The organism is Niveibacterium microcysteis (genome assembly GCF_017161445.1).
Taxonomy (GTDB): Bacteria; Pseudomonadota; Gammaproteobacteria; order Burkholderiales; family Rhodocyclaceae; genus Niveibacterium; species Niveibacterium microcysteis.
Genome location: NZ_CP071060.1, coordinates 2,925,951 through 2,949,799 on the forward strand (window position 1 = coordinate 2,925,951; position 23,849 = coordinate 2,949,799).

21 protein-coding genes are annotated in these 23,849 nt (G+C 63.0%); 6 read left to right on the forward strand and 15 right to left on the reverse strand.

Annotated elements, in window-relative coordinates:
* Positions 1 to 111 precede the first annotated feature (111 nt).
* The 4 genes from phaR to JY500_RS13300 form a co-directional block, all read right to left on the reverse strand.
* Positions 112 to 693 (reverse strand): polyhydroxyalkanoate synthesis repressor PhaR, encoded by a 582-nt coding sequence (phaR, locus tag JY500_RS13285; protein WP_206253059.1) that lies wholly within the window; start codon positions 691 to 693, stop codon positions 112 to 114.
* A gap of 120 nt (positions 694 to 813) precedes the next feature.
* A complete protein-coding gene (gene phbB / locus JY500_RS13290; RefSeq protein ID WP_172198761.1) occupies positions 814 to 1,554 on the reverse strand; it encodes a beta-ketoacyl-ACP reductase in 741 nt (246 codons plus the stop codon).
* A 93-nt stretch (positions 1,555 to 1,647) separates the two neighbouring features.
* Positions 1,648 to 2,388 (reverse strand): acetoacetyl-CoA reductase, encoded by a 741-nt coding sequence (gene phbB / locus JY500_RS13295; protein WP_172198758.1) that lies wholly within the window; start codon positions 2,386 to 2,388, stop codon positions 1,648 to 1,650.
* A gap of 203 nt (positions 2,389 to 2,591) precedes the next feature.
* Positions 2,592 to 4,331, reverse strand: coding sequence for a PHA/PHB synthase family protein (locus tag JY500_RS13300; RefSeq protein ID WP_206253066.1), 1,740 nt, complete (start codon positions 4,329 to 4,331; stop codon positions 2,592 to 2,594).
* Positions 4,332 to 4,497: 166 nt separating this feature from the next.
* On the opposite strand from JY500_RS13300, the gene JY500_RS13305 reads away from it, so the two are divergent.
* Positions 4,498 to 4,716, forward strand: coding sequence for a hypothetical protein (locus tag JY500_RS13305; RefSeq protein ID WP_206253068.1), 219 nt, complete (start codon positions 4,498 to 4,500; stop codon positions 4,714 to 4,716).
* Here JY500_RS13305 and pgeF read toward each other — a convergent pair.
* Both pgeF and rluD read right to left on the reverse strand, forming a co-directional pair.
* Positions 4,682 to 5,428, reverse strand: a complete 747-nt coding sequence (pgeF, locus tag JY500_RS13310; RefSeq protein WP_206253070.1) for a peptidoglycan editing factor PgeF — start codon at positions 5,426 to 5,428, stop codon at positions 4,682 to 4,684. The two genes, JY500_RS13305 and pgeF, sit on opposite strands and share 35 nt — an antisense overlap.
* Positions 5,421 to 6,392, reverse strand: a complete 972-nt coding sequence (gene rluD / locus JY500_RS13315) for a 23S rRNA pseudouridine(1911/1915/1917) synthase RluD (RefSeq protein ID WP_206256485.1) — start codon at positions 6,390 to 6,392, stop codon at positions 5,421 to 5,423. Before rluD ends, pgeF begins: the two co-directional genes overlap by 8 nt.
* An 82-nt stretch (positions 6,393 to 6,474) precedes the next feature.
* Here rluD and JY500_RS13320 point away from each other — a divergent pair, with 82 nt between their 5' ends.
* Both JY500_RS13320 and JY500_RS13325 read left to right on the forward strand, forming a co-directional pair.
* Positions 6,475 to 7,221 (forward strand): outer membrane protein assembly factor BamD, encoded by a 747-nt coding sequence (locus JY500_RS13320; RefSeq protein ID WP_246479622.1) that lies wholly within the window; start codon positions 6,475 to 6,477, stop codon positions 7,219 to 7,221.
* 12 nt (positions 7,222 to 7,233) lie between these two features.
* Positions 7,234 to 7,758 (forward strand): DUF2946 family protein, encoded by a 525-nt coding sequence (locus tag JY500_RS13325; RefSeq protein WP_206253073.1) that lies wholly within the window; start codon positions 7,234 to 7,236, stop codon positions 7,756 to 7,758.
* A gap of 6 nt (positions 7,759 to 7,764) precedes the next feature.
* Here JY500_RS13325 and JY500_RS13330 read toward each other — a convergent pair whose 3' ends face one another.
* On the reverse strand, positions 7,765 to 9,549 hold the full coding sequence (locus JY500_RS13330) for a M61 family metallopeptidase (RefSeq protein WP_206253080.1): 1,785 nt from the start codon (positions 9,547 to 9,549) through the stop codon (positions 7,765 to 7,767).
* Positions 9,550 to 9,560: 11 nt separating this feature from the next.
* Positions 9,561 to 11,555, reverse strand: a complete 1,995-nt coding sequence (locus tag JY500_RS13335) for a M3 family metallopeptidase (RefSeq protein ID WP_206253082.1) — start codon at positions 11,553 to 11,555, stop codon at positions 9,561 to 9,563.
* A gap of 199 nt (positions 11,556 to 11,754) precedes the next feature.
* On the opposite strand from JY500_RS13335, the gene aat reads away from it, so the two are divergent.
* From aat to JY500_RS13350, 3 genes are read left to right on the forward strand one after another with little or no spacing between them, the layout of a single operon-like run.
* The gene (aat, locus tag JY500_RS13340; protein ID WP_206253083.1) at positions 11,755 to 12,474 is read left to right on the forward strand and encodes a leucyl/phenylalanyl-tRNA--protein transferase; all 720 of its coding nucleotides are present in this window, start codon (positions 11,755 to 11,757) and stop codon (positions 12,472 to 12,474) included.
* On the forward strand, positions 12,471 to 13,217 hold the full coding sequence (locus JY500_RS13345; RefSeq protein WP_172198738.1) for an arginyltransferase: 747 nt from the start codon (positions 12,471 to 12,473) through the stop codon (positions 13,215 to 13,217). Before aat ends, JY500_RS13345 begins: the two co-directional genes overlap by 4 nt.
* Before the next feature lie 30 nt (positions 13,218 to 13,247).
* Positions 13,248 to 14,627 (forward strand): FAD-binding oxidoreductase, encoded by a 1,380-nt coding sequence (locus JY500_RS13350; RefSeq protein ID WP_246479623.1) that lies wholly within the window; start codon positions 13,248 to 13,250, stop codon positions 14,625 to 14,627.
* A 45-nt stretch (positions 14,628 to 14,672) separates the two neighbouring features.
* Here the strand turns inward: JY500_RS13350 and JY500_RS13355 are convergent, their stop codons facing one another.
* From JY500_RS13355 to JY500_RS13385, 7 genes are all read right to left on the reverse strand, one after another.
* Complete coding sequence (locus tag JY500_RS13355) at positions 14,673 to 15,566, reverse strand: THxN family PEP-CTERM protein (protein ID WP_206253093.1); 894 nt, start codon at positions 15,564 to 15,566, stop codon at positions 14,673 to 14,675.
* A 210-nt stretch (positions 15,567 to 15,776) separates the two neighbouring features.
* Positions 15,777 to 17,798, reverse strand: a complete 2,022-nt coding sequence (locus JY500_RS13360) for an ABC transporter ATP-binding protein (RefSeq protein WP_206253095.1) — start codon at positions 17,796 to 17,798, stop codon at positions 15,777 to 15,779.
* Positions 17,795 to 19,243, reverse strand: coding sequence for an ABC transporter permease (locus JY500_RS13365; RefSeq protein ID WP_206253097.1), 1,449 nt, complete (start codon positions 19,241 to 19,243; stop codon positions 17,795 to 17,797). Before JY500_RS13365 ends, JY500_RS13360 begins: the two co-directional genes overlap by 4 nt.
* Positions 19,240 to 20,217, reverse strand: a complete 978-nt coding sequence (locus JY500_RS13370; protein WP_206253099.1) for an ABC transporter permease — start codon at positions 20,215 to 20,217, stop codon at positions 19,240 to 19,242. The genes JY500_RS13365 and JY500_RS13370 overlap by 4 nt, the downstream gene beginning before the upstream one ends.
* Positions 20,214 to 22,418, reverse strand: a complete 2,205-nt coding sequence (locus tag JY500_RS13375; RefSeq protein ID WP_206253101.1) for an ABC transporter substrate-binding protein — start codon at positions 22,416 to 22,418, stop codon at positions 20,214 to 20,216. The genes JY500_RS13370 and JY500_RS13375 overlap by 4 nt, the downstream gene beginning before the upstream one ends.
* Positions 22,419 to 22,930: 512 nt before the next feature.
* Positions 22,931 to 23,410, reverse strand: a complete 480-nt coding sequence (locus JY500_RS13380; protein WP_172198717.1) for an FKBP-type peptidyl-prolyl cis-trans isomerase — start codon at positions 23,408 to 23,410, stop codon at positions 22,931 to 22,933.
* Positions 23,410 to 23,829 (reverse strand): peroxiredoxin, encoded by a 420-nt coding sequence (locus tag JY500_RS13385; RefSeq protein WP_246479624.1) that lies wholly within the window; start codon positions 23,827 to 23,829, stop codon positions 23,410 to 23,412. The genes JY500_RS13380 and JY500_RS13385 overlap by 1 nt, the downstream gene beginning before the upstream one ends.
* Positions 23,830 to 23,849: the final 20 nt, after the last annotated feature.

The following is a 23,849-nucleotide window of genomic DNA, read 5'->3' on the forward strand; positions in this document are numbered from 1 at the left end:
CCTTGCTGAAATCTGCGCGCTGGGTGCCGCCGGAATGACTACGGCCTCCCGTGCGAGAACTTGCGTTCACACACCGAGAGGCCGTCTGGCGACTCGCGAAAGGCGGGCAGTTTACCGTTTCGGCGGCGTCTTGTCCTTTTCGTCTGCGGCGGCACCGGGCGGCGTCATGTTGGGGAACTGAAAGCCGGAGAACAGATTACGGGTCTGGCTTTCTACCTGCTCCTGCATCTGCGAGAACATCTTTTTGCTCTGGTCAATGTAGGCACCCATCATGCTGTGCAGCGCCGGCCCCTGGAAGTTCAGGAACTGCGCCCACAGATCGCGGCTCATCGGGTTGTTTTCGCCGTAGATCGACTTCGCGTGCTCCTGCAGCTTGGACTGCAGGTCGGTGAAAGCGTGGATGTTGTTCTCAAGGTACTTGCCCATCATCCCCTGCATCGCATTGCCGTAGAAACGGATCATCTGCGACAGCAGATCAACGGTGAACATCGGCGCACCGCCGGACTCCTCTTCCAGGATGATCTGCAACAGGATGGCGCGCGTCAGGTCTTCGCCGGTCTTCGCGTCGACGACCTGGAATTCTTCCTGATTGACGACCAGTTCCTTCACGTCGGATAGCGTGATGTAGGAGCTGGTGCGCGTGTCGTACAGCCGTCGATTCGGGTACTTCTTGATCAGTCTGAGCTGTGCCATTGACGGTCTCCTCCCTCGAATTCGAATGGGTGTTTTTGTTGTGCGGCGTAGTGTATAGCACTGCACAAATAAAAAGGGCTCCGCCTTTCGCGGAGCCCCATTGCGGCGCTGTGCAGCGCATCAGCCCATGTGCAGGCCACCGTTGATGTTGATGGTCGAACCGGTGATATAGCCTGCGCTATCCGACGCAAGGAATGCGCAGAGGTCGCCGATCTCTTCCGGTTTGCCGAGGCGCCCCGCGGGGATCGTCGCAACGATCTGGTCACGCACCTCCTGCTTGATCGCCATGACCATGTCGGTGCCCACATAGCCCGGCGCCACCGCGTTCACAGTAACGCCCTTCTTCGCGACTTCCTGCGCGATCGCCTTGGTGAAACCAAGAATGCCCGCCTTGGCCGCAGAGTAGTTGGCCTGGCCGAACTGACCCTTGACGCCATTGACCGACGAAATGTTGATCACGCGTCCCCAGCCGCGCTCTGCCATGCCCGCCAGCACTTGGTGGGTGACATTGAAAATGCTGTCGAGGTTGGTGGACATCACGGCATCCCACTGTCCCTTGTCCATCTTCCGGAACATCGCATCGCGGGTAATCCCCGCGTTATTGACCAGCACATCGACCGGGCCGATTTCCGACTCGATCTTGCGGACCATCGCTGCGCACTGCTCGTAGTCGGTCACGTCTGCGTCCGCGGGCTCCACATCGAAGCCTTCGGCGCGCATGCTGGCGAGCCATTCATCCTTGCCCGGCAAGCCCGGCAAGCAGTTCGCGACAACCTTGTAGCCGGCTTTGTGGAGCGACTTGCAGATGGCGGTGCCCAGCCCGCCCATACCCCCGGTCACCAGGGCGACTTTCCTCGACATGATTGCTTCCTTTGCCTCGGTTATAAAAACGATTGTCACCCGCACAGCGCCGAGGCCCGACGCCGTGCAGGAGGCTGCACCGCTGCAGCGCGGTCAGAACATATGCTGGCCGCCGTTGATCGAAATGTTGGCACCGGTCAGGAACGCCGCTTCGTCGGAGGCCAGATACGCAACCAGGCCGGCGATTTCCTCGGGCTTGCCGAGCCGGCTGACCGGAATCTGCGGCAGGATCTTCGAATCCAGAATCTCTTGCGGGATCGCGGTCACCATCTTCGTGCCGATATAGCCCGGGCTGATCGTATTGACCGTGACGCCGTTCTTCGCCACTTCAAGCGCGAGGGCCTTGGTGAAACCATGCATGCCGGCCTTGGCCGCCGAATAGTTGGTCTGGCCGAAAGCACCCTTCTGCCCGTTCACCGAAGACACGTTGATGACACGACCCCACTTGCGCTCGACCATGCCGTCCATGACCTGCTTGGTCATGTTGAAGACGCTGTCGAGGTTGGTGTGGATCACGGCGTCCCAGTCCGCCTTGGTCATCTTCTTGAAGGTCATGTCGCGGGTAATGCCGGCGTTGTTCACCAGCACATCGACCGGGCCGATGTCCTTGGTGACCGCGGCAATACAGGCCTTCGCGGAATCGAAATCCGTCACGTCGCAGGGATAGGCCTTGAAGCCATAACCCATGTTGTTCATGGTTTGCAGCCAGTCGTGCGCCTTGGTGTTGTTCGGCGAATAGGTGGTGACAACGTGATAGCCCAACGCCGCCATCTTGATGCAGATCGCTTCGCCCAACCCGCCCATGCCGCCAGTGATCAGTGCAACTCGTACCATGTGCTTCCTCTCCTCTCGTTATTGGGGTGACACGTCTTCGCGCGCCCCGCACCGCACCCACATCAAAACCGAGGTGACGCGATCGCCTCGGTACCGGATGGTGCGGCCGGGCACGTTGATGCGTGACAGCCTGATGCGGGCAGATCCCTGCCGGACCAATGCGCCCCGCTATGCGCATCCGGCCCGTGCTACCAAGGCCCTTTTCAGGCGGGCTCTTTAACGTACCGGCCAGGCGCCGGCTCGATTTCCTTGTACTTCCGATCCCCGGCACGCTTGGGCGCCGCAACCAGTGCACCACTGCGAGCCTTGAGCCACTCGATCCAGTGCGGCCACCAACTGCCGCGCTGCTCCGATGCCGCCGCGAGCCAATCTTCAGCGATGGCGGTCGTGTTGGCGCCAACCCAATAGCTGCGGCGGTTCTTGGCCGCCGGGTTGATGACCCCGGCGATATGCCCGCTCGCGCCCAGCACGAAGGTGGTATCCCCGCCCAGCAAGCGGCGCCCGAGGTAAGACGAGCGCCACGGCACGATGTGATCCTCGCGCGTCGCGAAAATATAGGCAGGGCAGGTAACGCGTCCCAGGTCCACCGGCACGCCGCACATCGACAGGCGTCCCGGCACGCGCAGATTGTTCTCGAGATACATGTTGCGCAGGTACCAGGCCGCGAACGGACCAGGCAAGTTGGTGCTATCGGAATTCCAGTAAAGCAGATCGAAGGCAGGCGGCGCATTGCCCTTCAAGTACTTGTCGACGACGTAATTCCAGATCAGGTCATTCGGCCGCAACGCCGAGAACACACTGGAAAGCTCGCGTCCGGCCAACAGACCGCCCTGGCCGATCGTGCTCTCGCGCGTGGCCACACTCGCCTCGTCCACAAAGCACGCAAGATCGCCAGATTCCTCGAAATCCAGCAGCGTCGTCAGCAGCGTCAGGCTCTCGACCGGCAATTCGCCACGTGCAGCGGCCACCGCCAGTGCGCTGCTGGTCAGCGTGCCGCCGACGCAGAAACCGAGGATGTTCGGTTTCTCGCACTTGCTGACAGCCTGCACAACTTCCAGGGCTCGCAGCACGCCGTCTTCGATGTAGTCGTCCCAGCCGAGGCGCCCCTGAGCCTGCTGCGGATTGCGCCACGACACCAGGAAGGTGGTGATGCCCTGGGACACCGCGTACTGCACGAAGGAGTTCTCCGGCTGCAGATCGAGGATGTAGTACTTGTTGATGCATGGCGGCACGATCAGCAACGGCCGCTCGCAGACCTCAGCGGTCTGCGGCGCGTACTGGATCAACTGCATCACTTCGTTTTCAAAGATCACCGCGCCGGGCGTGACCGCAAGGTTGCGTCCAACCTCGAAAGCACTCTCGTCGGTCATCGCGATGCGGCCCTTTTCGAGGTCCGCGATCATGTTCAGGATGCCGCGCGTGATGCTCTCACCCTTGCTGGCGATCGCCTTTTCGACAAACTCGGGATTGGTCGCCGCAAAGTTCGCTGGGCTCATCGCATCGACGTACTGACGGACGAGAAACTGCAGGCGACTCTTCGCCTGCTTGTCTGCCACCGGCAATACGTCGGCCGCACGCGTCAGGAATGCGGCATTCAGCAGATAAGCCTGACGCATGTAATCGAACATGGGGCTGCCAGCCCATGCGGGGGCCGCAAAACGACGGTCGGCGTCGTGCGGCACCACCGGCGTATAAGGCTCGTCAGGCTTGCGCTGAACCAGGCCGGCCCACAAACGCGCATGCTGCTCGGCAATCTCCTGCTGAAGCTTCGCGAGGGGCTGAGAATCGGCTGTCGCCGCTTCAAGCGGCGCGATATTGATCCCGGCCTGTTTCAGCATTTCTTGCTGGCGCGAGGCAAAATCGAACAAGCCCTGCATCATGCCCTGCCCGGCCTTGAGCCAGACAGAGGCATCGAAAGCTGGCTGCTCACTGGAAACCGACATTGTGTTCTCCACGTCAAAATGCTCGCCGCTCACCGCACGCCAGGGCCTTGTCACAGCCCAAGCAGCCAGATTTGGCGCGGGTTTCGACTGATTTTTGCACCGCACAAAACTTCCGGTCAAGCACTACACTGCGCCGGGATGCACCACACGAACGCCCAACACAAGCATGTATATCGCCGCAATCGCCTGGATTTACGTCGCGCTGATGGCCGCCATCGGCGCTCAATCCGTTATCGGCGGTGTGATGACCTTTCTTGGTTTCACGCTCCCGCTGGCCCTGTTTCTCTGGCTCGCGGGCACTGGCGCCCGACGCCGCAGACAGGCGGAACGGGAGGCTCAGGCAGAAACGCTCACCCCGCCGAACGATCCCCCGCAATCCAGATGAACGCCCCCATCCGGCCGCACGCCCCATCACGCCGGTAGGAAAAGAATCGTGCCGGATCACTCACGGTGCACACGCCCCCGCCAAACACCGCGTCAGCCCCCAAGCCGGCCCGGCGGAGTCGCGCACGGGCAAGCCCGAAGATATCCGCAAACCAGCGATCTCCTGTCCCTGATCTGAAGCACCCTGCGTCGTCCCCTGCCCTTGACACAAACGCATCGCGAACCTCAGGCCCCACCGCGAATGAGTCGGGCCCGATCGCCGGCCCAAGCCAGGCGATGACGTCGGATACAGGCACACCCATCTTCGCCAGTGTCGCCTCCAGCACGCCGTCCAGCAGCCCACGCCAGCCCGCATGGGCCGCGGCCACCACTGTTCCAGCCCGGTTACAGAAGATGACCGGCAAGCAGTCGGCGACCATCACCACACATGGCACATCCGGCACTGCAACAAAAGCCGCATCGGCCCTGCGCTCGGCCGGCAAGGCCGCATCCACCACGGTCACGCCATGCACCTGCTCCAGCCAACAGGGTTCTGCGGGCAGCAAGGCTCTCACCCGTGCCCGGTTGGCGCTGACGGCGGCCGGATCATCCCCGACATGCGTCCCCAAGTTGAGATCAGCGTAGGGCGCGAGGCTGACGCCTCCCTTGCGGGTCGTGAAGATCGCACGTACCGAGGGCGGCGCAGGCCAGTCCGGGATGATCCAGTCATTCATGGCTGGACTCCGCACGCAGTGTTTCCACCAGAGCGGCGAAATCATCGGGCAGCGGCGCTTCCCAGCTCATCGCTTCACCCGTGCGGGGATGGATCAATCCGAGCTTCCAGGCATGCAATGCTTGCCGATGAAACTCGGGCGCGCCACGTCCGCCACCATAGAGCGTGTCGCCGACCAGCGGATGCCCGAGGTGAGCCATATGGACGCGAATCTGATGCGTACGCCCAGTCTCCAGGCTGCATTCCACCAGCGTGCATCGCGCAAAGCGCTCGCGCACCGTGACCTGGGTACGTGCTTCCCGCGCACCCGGCACGACGGCCATGCGCGTGCGTTGCGTTGGGTGGCGGCCAATCGGTGCATCGACCAGCGTGTTACGGGGCAGCACACCACGCGCCAGGGCAACGTACTGCCGTTTCACCGTCCGCGCCTGCAGTTGCCGAACCAGATCAGTCTGCGCGAGCAGGGTACGCGCGACGACCATCAGGCCGCTCGTATCCTTGTCCAGACGATGCACGATGCCGGCCCGCGGCAATTGGCTCGCCTCAGGCACGTGATGCAGCAGCGCATTGAGCAGCGTGCCGCTCCAGTTGCCGCTGCCAGGATGCACAACCAGCCCGGCGGACTTGTTGATGACGAGGATATCGGCATCCTCGAACACAATTGATAACGCAATATTTTCAGGGCTCGCGGCCACCACATCGAGGGGCGGCGGCTCGGTCAATTCGAGCCGTTCCGAACCGCGAAGCTTGCGTTTCGGGTCGTCGACCAGGACCCCGTCAACAGTCAGGCGCCCGTCGCGGATCCAGGCCTGGAGCCGATTGCGGGAATGTTCGGGGACGAGACGCGCGAGCGCCTGGTCGAGCCGGCTACCTGCCTCGGCATCCGGCACGCACAGCTGTCGAACCGATGACGCGTCGGGGTCGAGCTCGTCGCATCCGTTATAATCGTCGCTTTGTTCACTCACGGGTGCTTTGATGCCGTTTTTGCGAGCGCGTAGTGTAGCCGCAAGCCTGCTGCTTTCGGTTTCGATCGCCGGTTGCTCCACAGTGAGCTCCTGGTTTGAATCGGACAAGGGCGGCAAGATCGACCAGCGCCCCGCCGAAGAGATTTACGCCGACGCGAAGGACAACCTGGAATCGGGGTCCTACGACCGCGCGGTGAAGCTTTTCGAGCAACTGGAAGCCAAGTACCCCTATGGCCGCTATGCCCAGCAGGCACAGCTCGAAATCGCGTATGCGTACTACCGTGCCCAGGATCCGGCACAAGCCTCGGCGGCCATCGACCGCTTCATCAAGCTGCATCCGAATCACCCGAACGTCGATTACGCCTACTACCTGAAAGGCCTGATCACCTTCAATGAGGATCAGGGCTTCGTCGGCCTGATCGGCCAGCAGGATCTGACCGAGCGAGACCCGAAAGCTGCGCTCGATTCGTTCCAGGCGTTCAAGGAGCTTGCGACGCGCTTCCCGGATAGCCGCTATGCGGAGGACGCCAAGGTTCGCATGGCCTATCTGGTCAACGCGCTGGCAAAACACGAGATCAGCGTCGCACGCTACTACCAGAACCGCAACGCATTCCTCGCAGCGGCCAACCGGGCACAGACGACGATCAAGAATTTCCCGAATTCGCCCTCAGTCGAAGACGCGCTGGCGATCATGATCTTCAGCTACGACAAGCTGGGGATGAAGGACTTGGCGGCGGACACCCGCCGCGTGCTGGCACTCAACTATCCACAAAGCCGCTACAACAAGGACGCGAGTCCCGATGCGCGGCCGTGGTGGAAGATCTGGTAAGCGCCTGAGCTGATGGACGAGGCGGTCCTCCGATCGCTCGTTCGCTGGCCGAATGTGCCGGCCTGCTACGGCTGGTTGTCGCTGGATCGCGGCGGCCGCTGGCGTTTGCAGGGCGAAGTCGTGCGCCATCGCGGCTTGGCGGAATTCATCGGCCGCAACTATCAACACGATGATGAGGGGCGCTGGTTCTTCCAGAACGGCCCGCAGCGCGTATACGTCACCCTTGATTACACGCCGTGGGTGTTTGGCTGGAATGCCGCGACACCGCAGCGACTGATCAGCCATACCGGCCACACTGCAAGCGCGTGCGCAGCGTTTATCGACGAACATGGCGCACTGCTCGTCGACACCGACATTGGTGTCGGGCTCATCGCCAGCCAGGATCTTGTCGCACTCGCCGATCAACTCCGGCTCGGTGCCGACCTTCAACACGGCGAGCTCGCGTTGGGCGAACGAACCGTCTCCGTCAATCCGATTCAGGCGGCCGACGTGGCCGCCCGCTTCGGCTTCACAACCAACCCCGAGCCGATCGCCTGACGGCGTTCAACGACGCCCGATCCACGCCTCGCGCAGCGCAGCCACCGGTTTGCCGGCGCGCTTGTCTTCTGCCAACTTGGCCTTCACCGTAGGCGGCGGCGCCAACTGCAGGCGAGTCTCAAACAGTTCATCGCGGCGGAAGGCGTGCACTGACACGGTGGCGCCGGCTTGCATGCGGGCGAGGCGCGCATCGAGCCCACCGGCCTTGACCCGCAGCCCATCGAGCGCCACCAGCAAATCCCCAGCCGACAGCCCCGCTGCATGCGCGGGGCCATCCGTGAAGACCTGCGCGAGCTTGATCGACTCACCCTCGCTCGCCACTTTCGCGCCGATCGACGGCAACTCGCCATCCGCCTCCCAAGTCAGGCTTACACCGAGCGCCCGCAGCAGCTTGCTCAACGGTAGATCCTCGCAGCCCTCTGTCGCCTGACGCAGCAGTCGAGATACATCGACGCCGGTCGCGTCCCGAATCAGCGCAGGCAGCGCGGCCTCAGGCACGCCAGAGCCGTCGCCGAACCGTGCCCAGAGCAGGCGCATCACATCATCGAGCGACTTCTCGCCGCCGCTCTTCGCGCGCAAAGCCAGATCAAGCGCCAGCGCCACCAGCGAGCCCTTGGCGTAGTAGCTGACGATCGCATTCGGTGCGTTCTCGTCCTGGCGGTAGTACTTGATCCAGGCGTCGAAAGACGAGTCCGCCACCGATTGCAGCGTGCGCCCGGCGCCGCGCTGAACCGCAGAGATCGTCTTCGCCAGCATGCCGAGATACTCGTCACGCGTGATCAGCCCCGCCCGCACCAGCGCGAGGTCGTCGTAGTACGAGGTGAAGCCCTCAAACAACCAGAGCAACCGTGTGTAGTTCTCCTGCTGGAGGTCGTAGGGTGCGAAGGCGGCCGGCTTGATGCGCTTGACGTTCCAGGCGTGGAAGTACTCGTGGCTGCACAGGCCGAGGAAGCCCCGATACGCCTCAGTCGTCGCCTTCATGCCGACGAAGGGCAGATCGCTCCGCGACGCCAGCAAGGCCGTCGAATCCCGATGCTCGAGACCACCGTAGCCGTCGCCGACCACGGTCAGCATGAAGAGGTAGCGGCCGAACGGCGGCGGTGCGTCGCCGAACAACGCGCACTGGGCCTCACAGGCCTTCGCAAGATCTGCCATCAGCCGTTCGAGATCGCAGTCATGCCGGCCGTTGATCGCGAAGTCGTGGGCTACGCCGCGCACATCGAAACTCGCCCAGGTCAGACGCCCCATCTCGACCGGGTGGTCGATCAGCGCGTCGTAGTCGGCGGCCACGTACCAGCCAAAACCGCGACGCTTCGCCGCACCGCGCCCGCTGGCTTCAGGCAGCGTCGTGGCCACAGTCCAATCGCGCACACCCGCCGGCGGGTCGATCCGCACGCGGTGCGGTAGCGCTTCACGACCCAGGACACGCAGGAAGACCTGTGTGCCATTGAAGAACCCATGGCTCTGATCCAGATGCGCGCAACGCACCGACAAATCCCATGCGTAGACGGCGTAACGTAGCCGCACCGACTTCGCGCCGCCCGGCACTCGGCCGAGCACCCAGGTGTGTTTGTCGCACTTCTCGATTGCTGCCGGTTCGCCATCGACCTCGGCTTTCAACCACACGATGTTGCGTGCGAACTCGCGCACCATGTAGCTCCCGGGAATCCAGGCCGGCAGTACGAACTGCATGCCGGATTCCGGGGCGTCCGCTTCCAGTGTCACCTCGAAGAGGTGCGCAGCCGGATCAACCGGCGTAATCGTGTAGCGGATATCGTGATGCACGCTCATGCGCAACGTCCTCAGGGCTTGCCGTTGATGCGATTGAAGAAGGCCCGGTTGTCGGGCTTGCGGCCGAGGAACTGCGTGACCAGTTCGGTCGGGGGAACCTCACCACCGCGTTCCAGGATGGTGCTGCGATAACGGGCGCCAACCTTGACGTCCATTGCGTCCTTGCCGAAGGCCGTCAGCATGTCCAGGCCCAACGCCATCGCCCACATGTAGCCGTAGTAGCCCGCCGCATAACCACCGAGCAGGTGGCCGAAGTTGGCCGGCTGCAGCGTGCCCTCAACGGTGCCAAGCGGGGTCTCTGCCTCCATCGCACGCCATACCGACTGGGCCTCACCCGGCTTGGCGCTGGCCAGCGCCATGTCGTAGCGTGAATAGAAATTCTGCCGTGCAAACCAGATGCCCTTGCCAAAGCGGCTCGCGGCTTCAAGTCGGGCGATCAACTTGGCATCCAGCGGCTTGCACGTCGGACACACCGCGCTGAAGCGGCGTGTGACTTCGGGCCGCCACGGCCATTCCTGGAACATCATCGACGGCGCTTCGACGAAATCGCGCCGAACTGAGGTGCCGGCATCCATCGCATAGCGGGTTTGCGACAACACGCCGTGCAGGATGTGGCCGAACTCGTGGAACAGGGTTTCCACTTCGTCCTGGCTGAATCCCTCGCGCGAGAAGTTGCTCACCATCACGGAAATCGGCGTCGAGCCCGCGGCCGTGCTGACCTGACGCACCGGGAACGCGGCAGCGTGCTTGTACTTGCCTTCACGCGGGAACAGATCGAGGTAGAAGCTCGACAGGTAACGCCCGCTCTTCGCATCGATTACATCGTAGGGGCGCACATCCTTGTGCCACACCGGCAAGGTGCTGTTGGCCTTGAAACGCAGGCCGTACAGCCGGCTGCTGACATCGAGCAGCCAGGCCACCGTCGGCTCGGTCGGGAACTGCGCGCGAACCCGCTGCGGATCGACGCTGAAGCGCTCGCGCTTGACGAGGTTGTCGTAGAAATCGACGTCCCAACGCTTCAGTTCGGCATCCGGCTGGCCGGTCAGCTTGCGCTTTGCATCACGCAGCACCGCGATGTCCGAACGCTCCACCGGCGCAACAGCGGCCTGCATCTCGGCGAGGAAACGATCAACCGTTTCCGGCGTACCTGCCATGCGGGTACGCAACTGCCACGCGGCGTAACTGGGCAGGCCGAAGAGGCCCGCAATCTCGGTACGCAGACCATCCACTTCGTTGAGGATCGCAAGGTTGCGCTCGCCACCGCGCCGGAAGAACTCGATGTAGAAACGCTTCCGGGTGTCCTCGTTCTTCGCGTTCTGCAGGATCGCATCGCGATCCGGATAATCCAGCCCGATCTGATACTCGCCCTGCTCGTTCTTCTTGGCGGATTCCAGGTAGGCCGCAGGCACACCGTCCAGCTCGGCGGCAGTGAAGCTGACGCGAGTCGTTACGTCGCGCACGTTGCGATTGAACTCCTGTGCGAGCAATTCGATCCGTTCGAAGATCGTGCGCAGCCGCTCGCGGCGCGCGGGGTCGAGCCCGATGCCGCGGTCTTCGAAGTCCTCGAGGATGCGGCTGAGGGCATTGCGCTCGATTGCGTCCTGACCCTGCGCAGCCTTGATCACGCGAAACAGGGCTTCGCTCTGCAGGTATTCGTTGTCGAACGCAGCCAGCTTCAGCGTGCAGGCCTCGGAGGCGGTACGCACCGCCGCCTCGGGATGCGTCTCCGCGGCAAGCGACAAGGGCCCAACCAGCGCATATTCATCGAGCGCCATTCGATTCCAGCCATTCAACACGCTCGCGGCGGAAAGCTTGCCGGGCGGGATCGCCTCAAGCGCTTTCACTTGCGCGCGCAGCGAGGCCAGCACCTCGTCACAGCGCTGCGGAATCTGCTCCGCGCCGGGGATGCTGATCGCACCCTGCATGGCCTGCGCCTCTGCCGCATAGGCCGGCAGTGCCGCACTCGTACCCAACAACAGACCCACACAGGCAAGACTCTTCCGCATTGCATGCTCCCGGTTCAACGCAGCCAACAGTTGCAGCTGCCGTGACGTGTCAAAGTGACCGATCATGCCGTTGCGGCGCAGCACCAGCGTTCGCGAGCGCGGCAGCCGCATGCGAATAGGCGACGCGCGGGCGCGCCAGCGTCGCCCGCGTCGCGCCCGGCCTATACTCGCGCCGATACTGCTGCCATGCGCCCGCCCAATGATCGACTGGCTTGACCCGCGTCGCCCTGCCTTTCCGCCGTTTCACCGCGCACTACGCGAGCCGAACGGCCTGCTCGCGGCTGGCGGGCAACTCGCACCGGACTGGCTGCTCGCGGCATACCGCCGCGGCATTTTTCCGTGGTTCTCGCCGGGCGACCCGATCCTCTGGTGGAGCCCCGATCCGCGCATGGTGCTGCTCCCGCGTGAATTCAAGTACTCCCGCTCGCTGCGCAAGACCTTGCGCCGCGGTGTCTTCGAAATCCGCTGCGACACCGCATTTGCACAGGTCATTGCCGCCTGCGCCGCCCCGCGTGAACCGGGCGGCGGCACCTGGATCACCGACGAGATGCGCGCCGCCTACTGCGAAATGCATGAACTCGGCTGGGCGCACAGCGTCGAAAGCTGGCAGGGCGACGAGCTGGTCGGTGGGCTTTACGGCATGGCCATTGGCAAGGTGTTCTTCGGTGAATCCATGTTCGCCCGCCGAACCGATGCCTCCAAGGCAGCCCTCGCCCATCTGGTGCGCGACCTTGAACGCCGCGATTTCAAGGTGATAGATTGCCAGATGAACACCGCGCATCTGGCCTCGCTTGGCGGTAGAGAGGTTCCGCGTGGCGAGTTCGTCGCATTGCTGGACGCCCACGCGGCCGACGCGCAGCCTGCCCGCTGGCTGCGCACGCAAATGCAGGACATTGACTGGGGGGACATGCAAACATGACTTTGCTGAAAGACCTGCCCTACGCGTTTCTGCAGTTCTACGCCACGGCGCCCTACGCCTGCTCCTACCTGCCCGACCGCATCGCACGTTCGCAGGTTGCTACGCCGGGCCACATGATCGACACGCCGCTCTACAGCGACTTGCTGCGCAATGGCTTTCGCCGCAGCGGCGTCTTCACCTACCGGCCGCATTGCGATACCTGCCGCGCCTGCGTACCGGTGCGGGTCCCGGTTGATCGCTTCCTGCCAGCACGCAGCCAGCGCCGGGCCGCCCAACGGAATGCCGGCTTGGTCGCTGCCGAGCACGCACTGGTGTTCAACGAGGAGCACTACGACCTCTACCAGCGCTACCAGGCAAGCCGCCACGCCGGTGGCGGCATGGACCAGGATAGCCGCGAGCAGTACTCGCATTTTCTGCTGCAAAGCCACATCGACACGCGACTGATCGAGTTTCGCGAGGCCGGTGTGCTGCGCATGGTCAGCATCGTTGACTGCCTCACCGACGGGCTGTCGAGCGTCTACACCTTTTACGACCCGGACCTCGAATCGGCGAGCCTCGGCACGTTCGCGATCCTGTGGCAGATCGACGCCTGCCGACGTGCCGGCCTACCCTACCTCTACCTGGGCTACTGGATTCGTGACAGTCGAAAGATGAACTACAAGTCGCGCTTCCGCCCGCTTGAAGGGCGCGTCGACGGCCTCTGGCGCGAACTCACCGACAGCGATTTCGAAACGCTAGGCTGAGCCCCAAGGGCGCCTGCGGACACCATGACGATGAACCGCCTTCCCGCAGCATTGATCGAAACGCTCGAGCACATGTTGCCGGGTCGCGTCAGCGTCGCGCAGGCGGTGCGCGAGCATCACGGCCGCGATGAGTCGCACTTCCCGCCTGCCCTGCCGGACGCTGTGGTGTTCCCGCATACGACTGACGAAGTCGCGGCGATCGCACGCGCCTGCCATGCGGCCGGCGTGCCGATGATTCCGTTTGGCGCCGGCTCCTCGCTGGAAGGTCATGTGCTCGCGGTACGAGGCGGGGTGTGCATCGATCTCACACAGATGAACCGTATCGTCACCCTGCACGCAGAGGACTTCGATGTCACCGTGCAACCAGGCGTCACCCGCAAGCAGCTGAACGCCGAAATCCGCGATAGCGGGCTGTTCTTTCCGATCGATCCGGGGGCCGATGCGACGCTGGGCGGCATGGCCGCGACCCGCGCATCCGGCACGAATGCGGTGCGCTACGGCACGATGCGCGAGAACCTGCTCGGCGCCACCGCCGTGCTGGCCGATGGCCGCGTCCTTCGCACCGGAGGGCGCGCGCGCAAGAGCGCGGCCGGTTACGACCTTGCGCGCCTCATGGTCGGCTCCGAAGGTACGCTGGGCATCATCACCGAGCTCACGTTGAAGCTCTACCCGGTGCCCGAAGCCATCGCCGCCGCCGTGTGCTGTTTTCCGAGCGTGCATGACGCGGTGCGCTGCGTGATCCAGACGATCCAGCTCGGCGTACCAATCGCGCGCATCGAGCTGCTGGACACGCTGTCGGTTCAGGCGATCAACGCCTACAGCAAGACCGCGCTGCAAGAAGCGCCAACGCTGTTCTTCGAATTCCACGGCAGCGCTGCCGGCGTCGACGAACAGGCAAGTACGGTGCAAGCCGTATCAAAGGAGTTTGGCGGCACCGATTTTTCGTGGGCGAACCGGCCAGAAGACCGCAGCCGGCTATGGCAGGCGCGTCACGACGCCTACTTTGCATGCATCAACCTCAAACCTGGCTGGCGCTCACTGACGACTGATGTGTGCGTGCCGATCTCACAACTGTCGGACTGCATCGCCGCGACGCGAGACGATATCGAGGCTAACGGATTGATCGCCCCGATCCTCGGCCATGTCGGCGACGGCAACTTTCATGTGCTGGTGCTCACCGATCCGGCCAGCCCCGATGACAACGCGCGTGCCGAGGCGTTTCACGATCGCCTGGTGCGGCGCGCCTTGGCCCATGAAGGCACCTGCACCGGTGAGCACGGCATCGGCTTCGGCAAAGCGCAGTTCCTCGCGCTTGAGCACGGAGAAACGGCCGTATCAGTGATGCGAGCGATCAAGCAAGCACTCGACCCCTTGAATCTGCTCAACCCGGCGAAGGTCTTGCCGGAATGAAGAAACGGCGGGTTGCCCCGCCGTTGTTCGATCGAAACCCGTCGGTCATCTGCCGTTGCGGTGTTGCCGCCATGCAAGCAAGGCCAGCGCCGCGCCGAGCAAGCCGAGCGCAGCCGGCTCTGGCGTTTCGTACGGCTTATCGGTGATCTCGAAGTACACCTGGAACTCGTTGCTCAGGCCTTCCACGGTCGTGAAGCCAAGGCAGCCATTTGCCACACCCACGGCGCCACATGCGGCATTCGTCAGCACATCAACACCATCCACCCTGACCTTGGCGTTGTAGAGATCAGCACCGTACGCAAAGGTCTGATTGAAGGTCTTGTCGACCGGGTTGAAACCGGCGCCCGCCACATCAATCACAAAGATGTCGTTACACGGGATCGGGCTCGCCACTTCGCAGGAACCGTCGTTATCCGTTTCGAGGAAGTGGATCGCAAAAAGCAAAGCCGGCGCATCGAAACCCGGCAGATCCGGCACCAACGGATCCAGATTGACCATGTCGAACAAGGTCGCGCTGCGCAGCGATGGCGCATAGACCGGGAAGTTGTTGTGCACCACCTTGACGGTCGCCACTTCACCGCCGTTGGTCATCAGCGACCCGGTTTCACGGCCATTCGTCGCCGCACCGACCGACAGCGAGGATTGCCCGCCCGCGCTGGCCGGAATGCCCCAGGCGAGCTTCGAATACACATCGCCAACGGTTGAAAAATCAAACCCGCCGCCGCCCTGCAGACCAATGATGCCGTTCTCTGCGCTCAGGCGTGCGTTGGCCGCGCTGCCACTGATGCCCGCCGTGCCGCCGTAGGTATCCGTGTAGGCGATGAAGCCCGAGTCGATCGTGAAGCCCCATTCAGAGATCGCGGCGGACTGTGCCGGCGCTGCGGCGAGGCCAAAACCCGCAGCGGCGAGCGCCGCAATTGCTTGGTTCAGACGTCTCATGACACCCTCCTTTGACAACCAAAGGCGTTTGTCCTGAAACAAGCATCAGACGTACCCAGCCGCCAAGCAACTGAATCCCCGTTGCTTTTCTATGCACGCAGCCAGCGCGAGAAGCGATTTGTCAAATTCGCCGACTGCAGCAGATTCTTCGATGCGCGCCGTTAAAGCAACAAGGCACCCGACGGTGCCTTGTTGCTGGACCGATCGCGCTCAACGCGCGAAGTGGCAAGCCACCGTATGCGTTGAGGACATGGCGACGGAGGGCGGATAGTCCTGCCGGCATGCGTCGCCGGCTTTCGGGCAGCGCGGGTGGAAATGACAGCCCTGCGGCGGGTTCGACGGCGATGGCAAATCACCCTTCAGCGGCGGCAGTGCGCTTGCTTGCGCTTCACTCAGTTCCGCCCGCGGCACTGCCGCCAGCAGCGCCTGCGTGTAGGGGTGGCGCGGCGATTTGAGCACCTCTTCGGCGCTACCCTGCTCGACAATGCGGCCCAGATACATCACCGCCACTTCATGCGCGAGGTATTCGACGACGCCGATGTTGTGGGTGATGAACAGGTAAGCGAGGCCCAGCTCCGCCTGCAGTTCCTGCAGCAGATTCAGGATCTGCGCCTGCACCGACACATCCAGCGCCGAAGTCGGCTCGTCGCACACGATCAGCTGAGGCGACACCGCCAGCGCCCGTGCCACGGCGATACGCTGACGCTGGCCGCCGGAAAACTCGTGCGGGTAACGATCCGCCATCTCGGGCCGCAGACCAACCAGCCGCATGATTTCGAGGATGCGTTGCCGGCGTGCGTCGGCATCGCCACCGATGCCCAGCGCATCCATCCCCTCGTCGATGATCTCGGCCACACGCAAACGCGGGTTCAGCGAGCCGAACGGGTCCTGGAACACCATCTGCATCTTCGATCGCAGCGCACGCAGCGCCTTGCCATCGAGCCCGCCGAGATCGGCCCCGCCTAGCCGGGCACGACCGCCGGTGGGTTCGATCAAGCGAAGAATCGCCTTGCCGGCGGTGGTCTTGCCGCAACCCGATTCACCAACCAGCGCCAATGTGCGACCGGCGCGCAGCGTCAGGCTCACGCCGTCCACAGCCTTGACGTGGCCCACGGTGCGCTGGAAGACCCCACGCTTGATCGGGAAGTGCACCTGCAATTGCTCGACTTCAAGCAGTGTATCGCCACTGCGCGTAACCGGCTTTGCAACTTGCTCTGCCGCGCCCGAGCGCGCGGCCAGGCGCCCTGCCTCGACCGCATCGTAAAGGTGGCAACGCACCCGCTGCCCCTCGCCCAAGTCGTGCCACGCAGGCGCTTCGCCCCGACAACGGTCCCACGCGTGCGGGCACCGTTCGGCGAAACGGCAGCCAATGAAATCAGTGGTGAGCGGCGGCACCGAGCCCGGAATCGTCGCAAGTTTGCCGGCTTGGCGATGCCCCTCCGGCAGCGCCTCAAAAAGCTTCACCGAATAGGGGTGCGCCGGCTTGGCAAAGAAACGCTCACGCGGCGCTTCCTCGATCAAGTGGCCGGCGTACATCACGCCGATGCGATGCGCCATCTTGGCGACCACACCCAGGTCGTGCGTGATCAGCATCATCGCCATGCGCTGCTCGCGTTGCAGCGTCGCCATCAGATCGAGCACCTGCGCCTGGATTGTCACATCCAGCGCGGTCGTCGGTTCGTCAGCGATCAGGAGCTTCGGCTTGCCGGCAAGCGCCATCGCGATCATCACGCGCTGCTTCATGCCGCCCGAGAACTGGAACGGATATTCAGTCAGTCTGCGTTCCGGATCGGGGATACCGACCTGCTTCATCAACGCCACAGCCTCGGCGCGCGCCGCAGCACCTTTCAGGCCGCGGTGGATCGCCAGCACCTCGCCCAATTGCTGGCCGACCGTCAGCACCGCATTGAGGCTGGTGCCCGGCTCCTGGAAGATCATCGCGAGATCGCCGCCACGCACCCGGCGCATCTGCGCCTCGGTCAGGCTGCAGAGATCGCGCCCACCCATGCGCACCTCGCCACCGGCAACACGCCCCGCGGGCGGCAACAGCCGCATCAGCGAGAGTGCGGTCATCGACTTGCCGCAGCCGGATTCGCCGAGCAGCGCGAAGGTCTCACCGGCGCGGATTTCGAATGACACGCGATCGAGCGCGCGCACGACGCCCCGCTCGCTATCGATGTGCATCGAAAGCTCGCGCAGCGCGAGTACGGTTTCAACGGGGGCCTGACTCATTTTGCGGCTCCCAGGCGAAGGCGGCGGCGCGACGGCAAAGCACGCGGGTCAAACGCCTCGCGCACAGCATCGGCAAACAGGTTGGCGGCGAGCACCAGACTCACCATGAAGACAAAGGCTGCACTGATCGACCACCAGATCAGCGGATCGCGCGCGAGCTCGCCACGCGCCTTGTTGATCATCATGCCGAAGCTGATCGATGTCGGATCGACGCCCACACCGACGAACGACAGCACCGCTTCTGCGAGCACCAGGCCGGAAAAATCCAGCACCACGGTGATCAGCACGATGTGGAAGGCATTCGGCAGGATGTGGCGCAGCATGATGCGCAGGCTCGACACACCGAAGCAGCGCGCCGCCTGCACATAGTCGAGCTCGCGCAGCTTCAGGGTCTCGGCGCGGATCAGCCGGCACAGCGTGGTCCAGGAAATCGCGCCGATGATGGCGCACAGGGCCACCAGCTTGGCGTCGGCGCGCGATGCAGCGGTCGTAAACAGCGCCCCGTTGCGTTCGATCAGCATCGTCATCATCAGCGATGCGGCGGCAATCAACAGCACATAGGGGATCGAACTGATCACCGTGTAGATGTACTGGATCGTGTCGTCCACCCAACCACGGTAGTAGCCCGCGGCGAGCCCGAGGCCGATGCCAAGCGGCAGCACCACGAGCGTGGCCAGGGTGCCGATCATCAGCGCGACGCGCATCGCCTTGAGTGTCTGGTAGAGCACGTCGTTGCCGGTCGCATCGGTGCCGAACACATGGTAGTGGCCCGACAGGATGCCGAGCACGCCCGCAAGAACCAGCACGAACAGCAACGCCCAGGCAAAGCCGTCCCATGCAATCTGCGTGCCGCCGCGCAGCACTTCGTGTGCGGCCCGCGCAAGCGTCCAACCATGCCTACGCGCAACGCCCCGCACGATCGGGAGCATAGCCAGCAGCCACAGAAGGCCGCCGAGCGCGGCGCCGCATGCGGCACGCACAGCAATGTCGCCGGCGCGCTCCGCCGGATCCTTGAGGTGCGCGCCGCCGAACTTGAGCCGTGGGTAGTCGCGGTATTGCTTGCCGTCCGGCGCTTCGAGCATCTGCTTTTCGAAGAAGTGCGTCGCGAATGGCGCGGAGTAGGTCTTCTCGCGGGTATCGCGCAGCGTTGAAAGCGCGACGTCCAACACCGACAGCACCTCGACCGAGTACTGCACCTTGGTCTGCGGCGCACCGTCCGGCTGGTCGAGCGCGGGGCGGTAATGGAAGGAATCGAGCACGGTTACCAGCAGGTAAGCCAGCAGGATCACCAACGCGGCCATCGCGCTGCGGTTCGCGAACACGGTGTGCCATGCGCGGCGCAGGTGCTCATGGCGAAACGCATAGGTAATGCCGGCCGCGAGCGCAGCAAGCAGAACCGCGAACAGCACGTCCGACCACAGGACAACAATCTGGAAATCTCTCATTGCAGTCGCACCCGCGGGTCAACCAGGGTGTAGGAAAGGTCGGTCAGGATCAGGCCCAGGATGTAGAGCAAGGCGCCGATGAACACCATGGCGCGGACGATGGCGAAGTCCTGCATCATGATCGCCTCGATCGTGAAGCTGCCCAGCCCCGGGATGCCGAAGAAGTCCTCACTGATCAGGCTGCCGAGGAACAGCGACGGAATCACCACAACGGTGCCTGTAAGGATCGGGATCATTGCGTTCTTCAACACATGGCGGAACAGCACTGCGCCCTCGGACAAGCCCTTGGCCCGCGCGGTACGCACGTAATCCTTGCCGATTTCTTCAAGGAAGATCGAGCGGTACCAACGCACGTTCGAGCCCAAGCCCGCCACCACGCCGACCAGCACGGGCAGCGCCAGAAAACGCATCGCATCCATGCCGCTCTGGTAACCGGAAATCGGCACAAGGCTCCATGCCCTGGCGACAATGAATTGACCGGCGATGATGTAGAACAGGCTGGAGATCGACATCAGCAGAACGCAGGCAATCACGCCGGAGTAGTCGAGCCAGGTCGCACGGAAGAACGCCAACACCATTGCCGCGACGACTGCAACAAAAAGGCCAATCAAGAAGACCGGAAGTGCCAGCGCGAGCGACGGCCACATGCGCGCAGACAGCTCATGGTTGATGTCGCGCCCGAGGTCACTCTTGCCGAAATCGAGCAGGAACATGCGGGCGGATTTCTGCACGAAGATGGTGTCGGTAAACCGCGCCGAGCCCTCCGCGTCGTGGTTGTAGAACAGCGGCTTGTTGTAGCCGTGATCCGCCTTCCAGCGTTCGATTGCCTCCTGCGTCACGCGTTTGGCGCCCAGTTGTGCACGCGCCATGTCGTCAGGGCTGCTGACGATGAAGAACAAAGCAAAGACGAGCAGATTGACGCCCAGCAAAGTGGGCAAGGCCCACAGCAGGCGCCGGATGAGGTAAGCAATCATTGGGCAGCCTCCGAGCGGGCCGTTTGGGCTTCATGGCGGCGGTAGTGGCGCACGCTGAGCACAGCGAGCGCAGCGATTGCCGCGAACAGCAGCGCCAACGGCCACAGCTGTGGGCGATTCCACTGTGCCGACAGCGCATTGCGTTTCGCAACGTCGAGCGAGAGGTACTTGCGATTGGTGTGCAGCATGCGCACCGGCATCGAGTTACGCAGCCAACTGTGTGAGAGCTCGAAGGCCTCGTTGTGCCAGCCGGCCAGCACCGGCGCATCGCGCCTCACCAGATCGGCCATCTTGTCGATGATTGGCTGCCGGTCTGCAGTCACGTCCATGCCACGGAATTGCTCAAACAGCTTGTCGAACTCCGGATTGTTGTAGTTCGTGACGTTCTCACCCTGGTATTTCGCCTTGCTGTTCTTGCTGTAGAAGAGGAAGAGGAAGTTTTCCGGATCGGGGTAGTCCGCGTTCCAGCCCCAGAACGAGAGCTGAGCCGCGCCCTTGCGGTGCATTTCCTGCCAGCGGTTCCACTCTGTCAGTCGCGGCACCAGCTGGATGTCGATGCGCTTCATCTGCTTGATGACGATCTCCAACTGCTCGCGCTTGAATACGTCGTAGACGTCGAGGTTGATGACCAACGGTTCGCCCGTTTTTTCGTCGCGTCCGTTCGGATAGCCCGCCTCGGCCAGCAAGCGCTTGGCCTCGTCGATCGAGCGCAACTTGGGGCGACCGTTCTTCCAGGTGAAGGCATAGGGGTTGATGCCCGCCTCGCCTGTCTTGTAGCCGGCGATCCCCGGCGGAATCGGTCCCTGCATGGGAATGCCGAGGCCGTTCTTCATGATCGACAGGTACTCCTCCATGTCGAACGCGATCGCCATCGCCTGGCGTACCTTGCGGGCACGCTCACGCGCCTGCGGCGTCGACCCGCCATCGCCGATCAGCGGGTCGAGCATGTTCACGAAGAAGTACTCGGTGGCCGGTTCGATCTCGGTCTTCAGCGTGATGCCCTGCTTCTTCATCGCATCAGATAGCGAGAGCCCACCGCCCTGCATCTGCAGCGCGGTATCGAAACTCGCCATCGTCTTGAAGCGAGTCGAGGCATAGAAGTCGTAATAGCCCTGCAGGAACTTGTTCCAGAACGGCGTCGCCTCTTTCTCGTAGACGAACTTCACGCCGTCGATCATCGGCAGACGCTTGCCGCAATCGTCGAGCAAGCCGCGCTCCTTGTCGCCGGGCGCGCCTTCGCACGGGTATGTCTGATCGCGGAAGTTCGGATTCCGCTCCATCAGGATCTCGCGCAGCGGGCGATTTCGCGTGAGCATGAACGGGCCGGTTCCGATCGGCCACATGTCGAGCGTCAGTTCGCGCTTGGCCATGCCCGGCTGAGCGTAGAACTTCTCCGCCTCCCAAGGCATCGGCGCCGAGAACGGCATCGCAAGCCAGTAGATGAACTGCGGATACTTGCCCTTCAGGCGAATCCGCAGCGTGTGCGGATCAGGCGTCTCAACGCCGGCCAAAGGGTACTTGCGCAGATCGATCCAGCCATCCGGGTCCGCCTTGCCGGCCTTCACGTCGGCTTCCAACTGGGCAATCAGCTCATCAAAACCAAGGATCTGCTTGAATAGCTCGAGCGAGGGGGATTCCAGCTTCGGACGCGCAATCCGCTTGATGCCGTAGGCGAAGTCCTCCGACACCAGCTCACGCGTGCCGGTGAACTCGAAATCGGTGATCTGCGAACGCCCGCCCAGCTTCGCATCGTCGAGCCCCTCATACCGCAGCTTGCCGGCGCCATCACGCGCCAAGGCCGGATGGGGCTGGAAGCGCACCCCCGACTTCAACGGTATTTCGTAGACGCTTTGTGCGATGTCGGCTGCCGGGGCGTCCGTTGGCAGCGGTTGGCCCTGTTTGTCGAGGTAACTGACCTTCGGCATCGCGGCAGCAAGCCCCGGCTGCAACTCGAACGGGCGCTTGAGGTAATGAAATTCGTAGAGCGTCTCGTAGATCGAGTAGGTAAACCACGCTTCGTCTTCGACGTAGGACTGCACCGGATCAAAGTGTTTCGGGCGCGAATTGAACTCTTCGTGCAGGAAGCGCTTTTCTCGCTCAGCCGCAGGATATGGGCTGTTCCACACCTCATCACAACCGGTCAGGACGAGCGCCGCGCCCATCAGCAACGCCGCCAGATAGCCCAGCTTTGTCGCGATCATGACGACGCGATCCATCGCGGCGCCGACCCGGCATCAAGACTCATCCGAATCGCGCGATCCCGCGCTACAGCATCCAACATCGGTTCAAACATCAGACACGAATCCAGTAAAAGTTTCGGGTTTAGCAGCATTCATGCCAAAGCAGCCATCCGACGACCTGGACACACCCTGCTCTTCACGACTCACGCAATACATCGAACTTCCAGTCGCATTCCGCGCAACATTCACCGCATATCAATCGACAAGCGCCGCCTAGGTCGCAAGCAATGCCGCGCGCCACATCCCAAGCCTGACACCTCCAGGCAAGCAACTTGGCACCACCACGGTGCCAACAACGCGGCCCGCCACACTGCAATGACGCGGCGGACGTTACCGGGCTGCCGACTTGAGCGCTTGTTGCCAGGCGCCCGAAACTTTCCTGCTGGCGGCACAAAAGAAAACGGCATCCAGGCCAAGGCCCGAATGCCGTTTTCTTGCATGCAGAGCGCCCGGCAAGCCGGGCGCTTCAGCAATCAGTGCTGGTGACCACCTGCGCCGTGCACATGACCATGCGAAATCTCTTCCGCCGTCGCCATACGCACTTCCGCCACCGTCACGTCGAACACCAACGCGGTGCCAGCGAGCGGGTGATTGCCATCCACCACGACCTTGCCCTCGGCGATATCGGTCACGCGGAAAAGCATGTCCTCTTCACCGTCTTCACCGACGCGCTCGAACGCCATGCCGATCTCGATGTTGTCCGGGAACAGGTCGGCCGGCTCGATCATGACCAGGCTTTCGTCGTAATCGCCAAACGCATCTTCCGGCTGAAGCTTGACGACGATCTTCTCGCCAACCGACTTGCCATGCAGCGCCTCTTCCAGGTGCGGGAAGATGGCGTCGTAGCCACCATGCAGATAGACCAGCGGGTTCTTGCCGTCGTCGATCATGTTGCCGTCCGGGTCATGAACGGTGTAGTTCAGGGTCACGACGGCGTTCTTTACGATTTCCATTAGTTGTTCCTTGCTATTTCTTTAACGAGCTTGAGTACTTCGGCTGCGTGCCCACGTAGCTGAACGTCATCAATGAGGTGACGCACAACACCGGCGCGATCGATCAGGATGGTTGTGCGGCGCACGGTATCGCGCTCACAGCCCTCACGTCGGTGCAGCACCCCATAGAGTCGGCACACTTCCAGGTCGGGATCGGACAGCAGGCGGATCGAAATCCCATGCTCATCGCGAAACGCGGCGTGCGTCAGGCAATCGTCCGGACTGATCCCGATGACGGCCGCCCCTTCACGGATGAAGTCGTCTTCGTGGTCGCTGAATTCAATCGCCTGCCGCGTACAGGCAGGTGTTCCATCACGAGGGTAGAAGCACAGCACGACCACGCCACGCTGCGTCGCATCACGCAGGTCGAAAGTCTCCATGTCCGCATCGGGCAGCACAA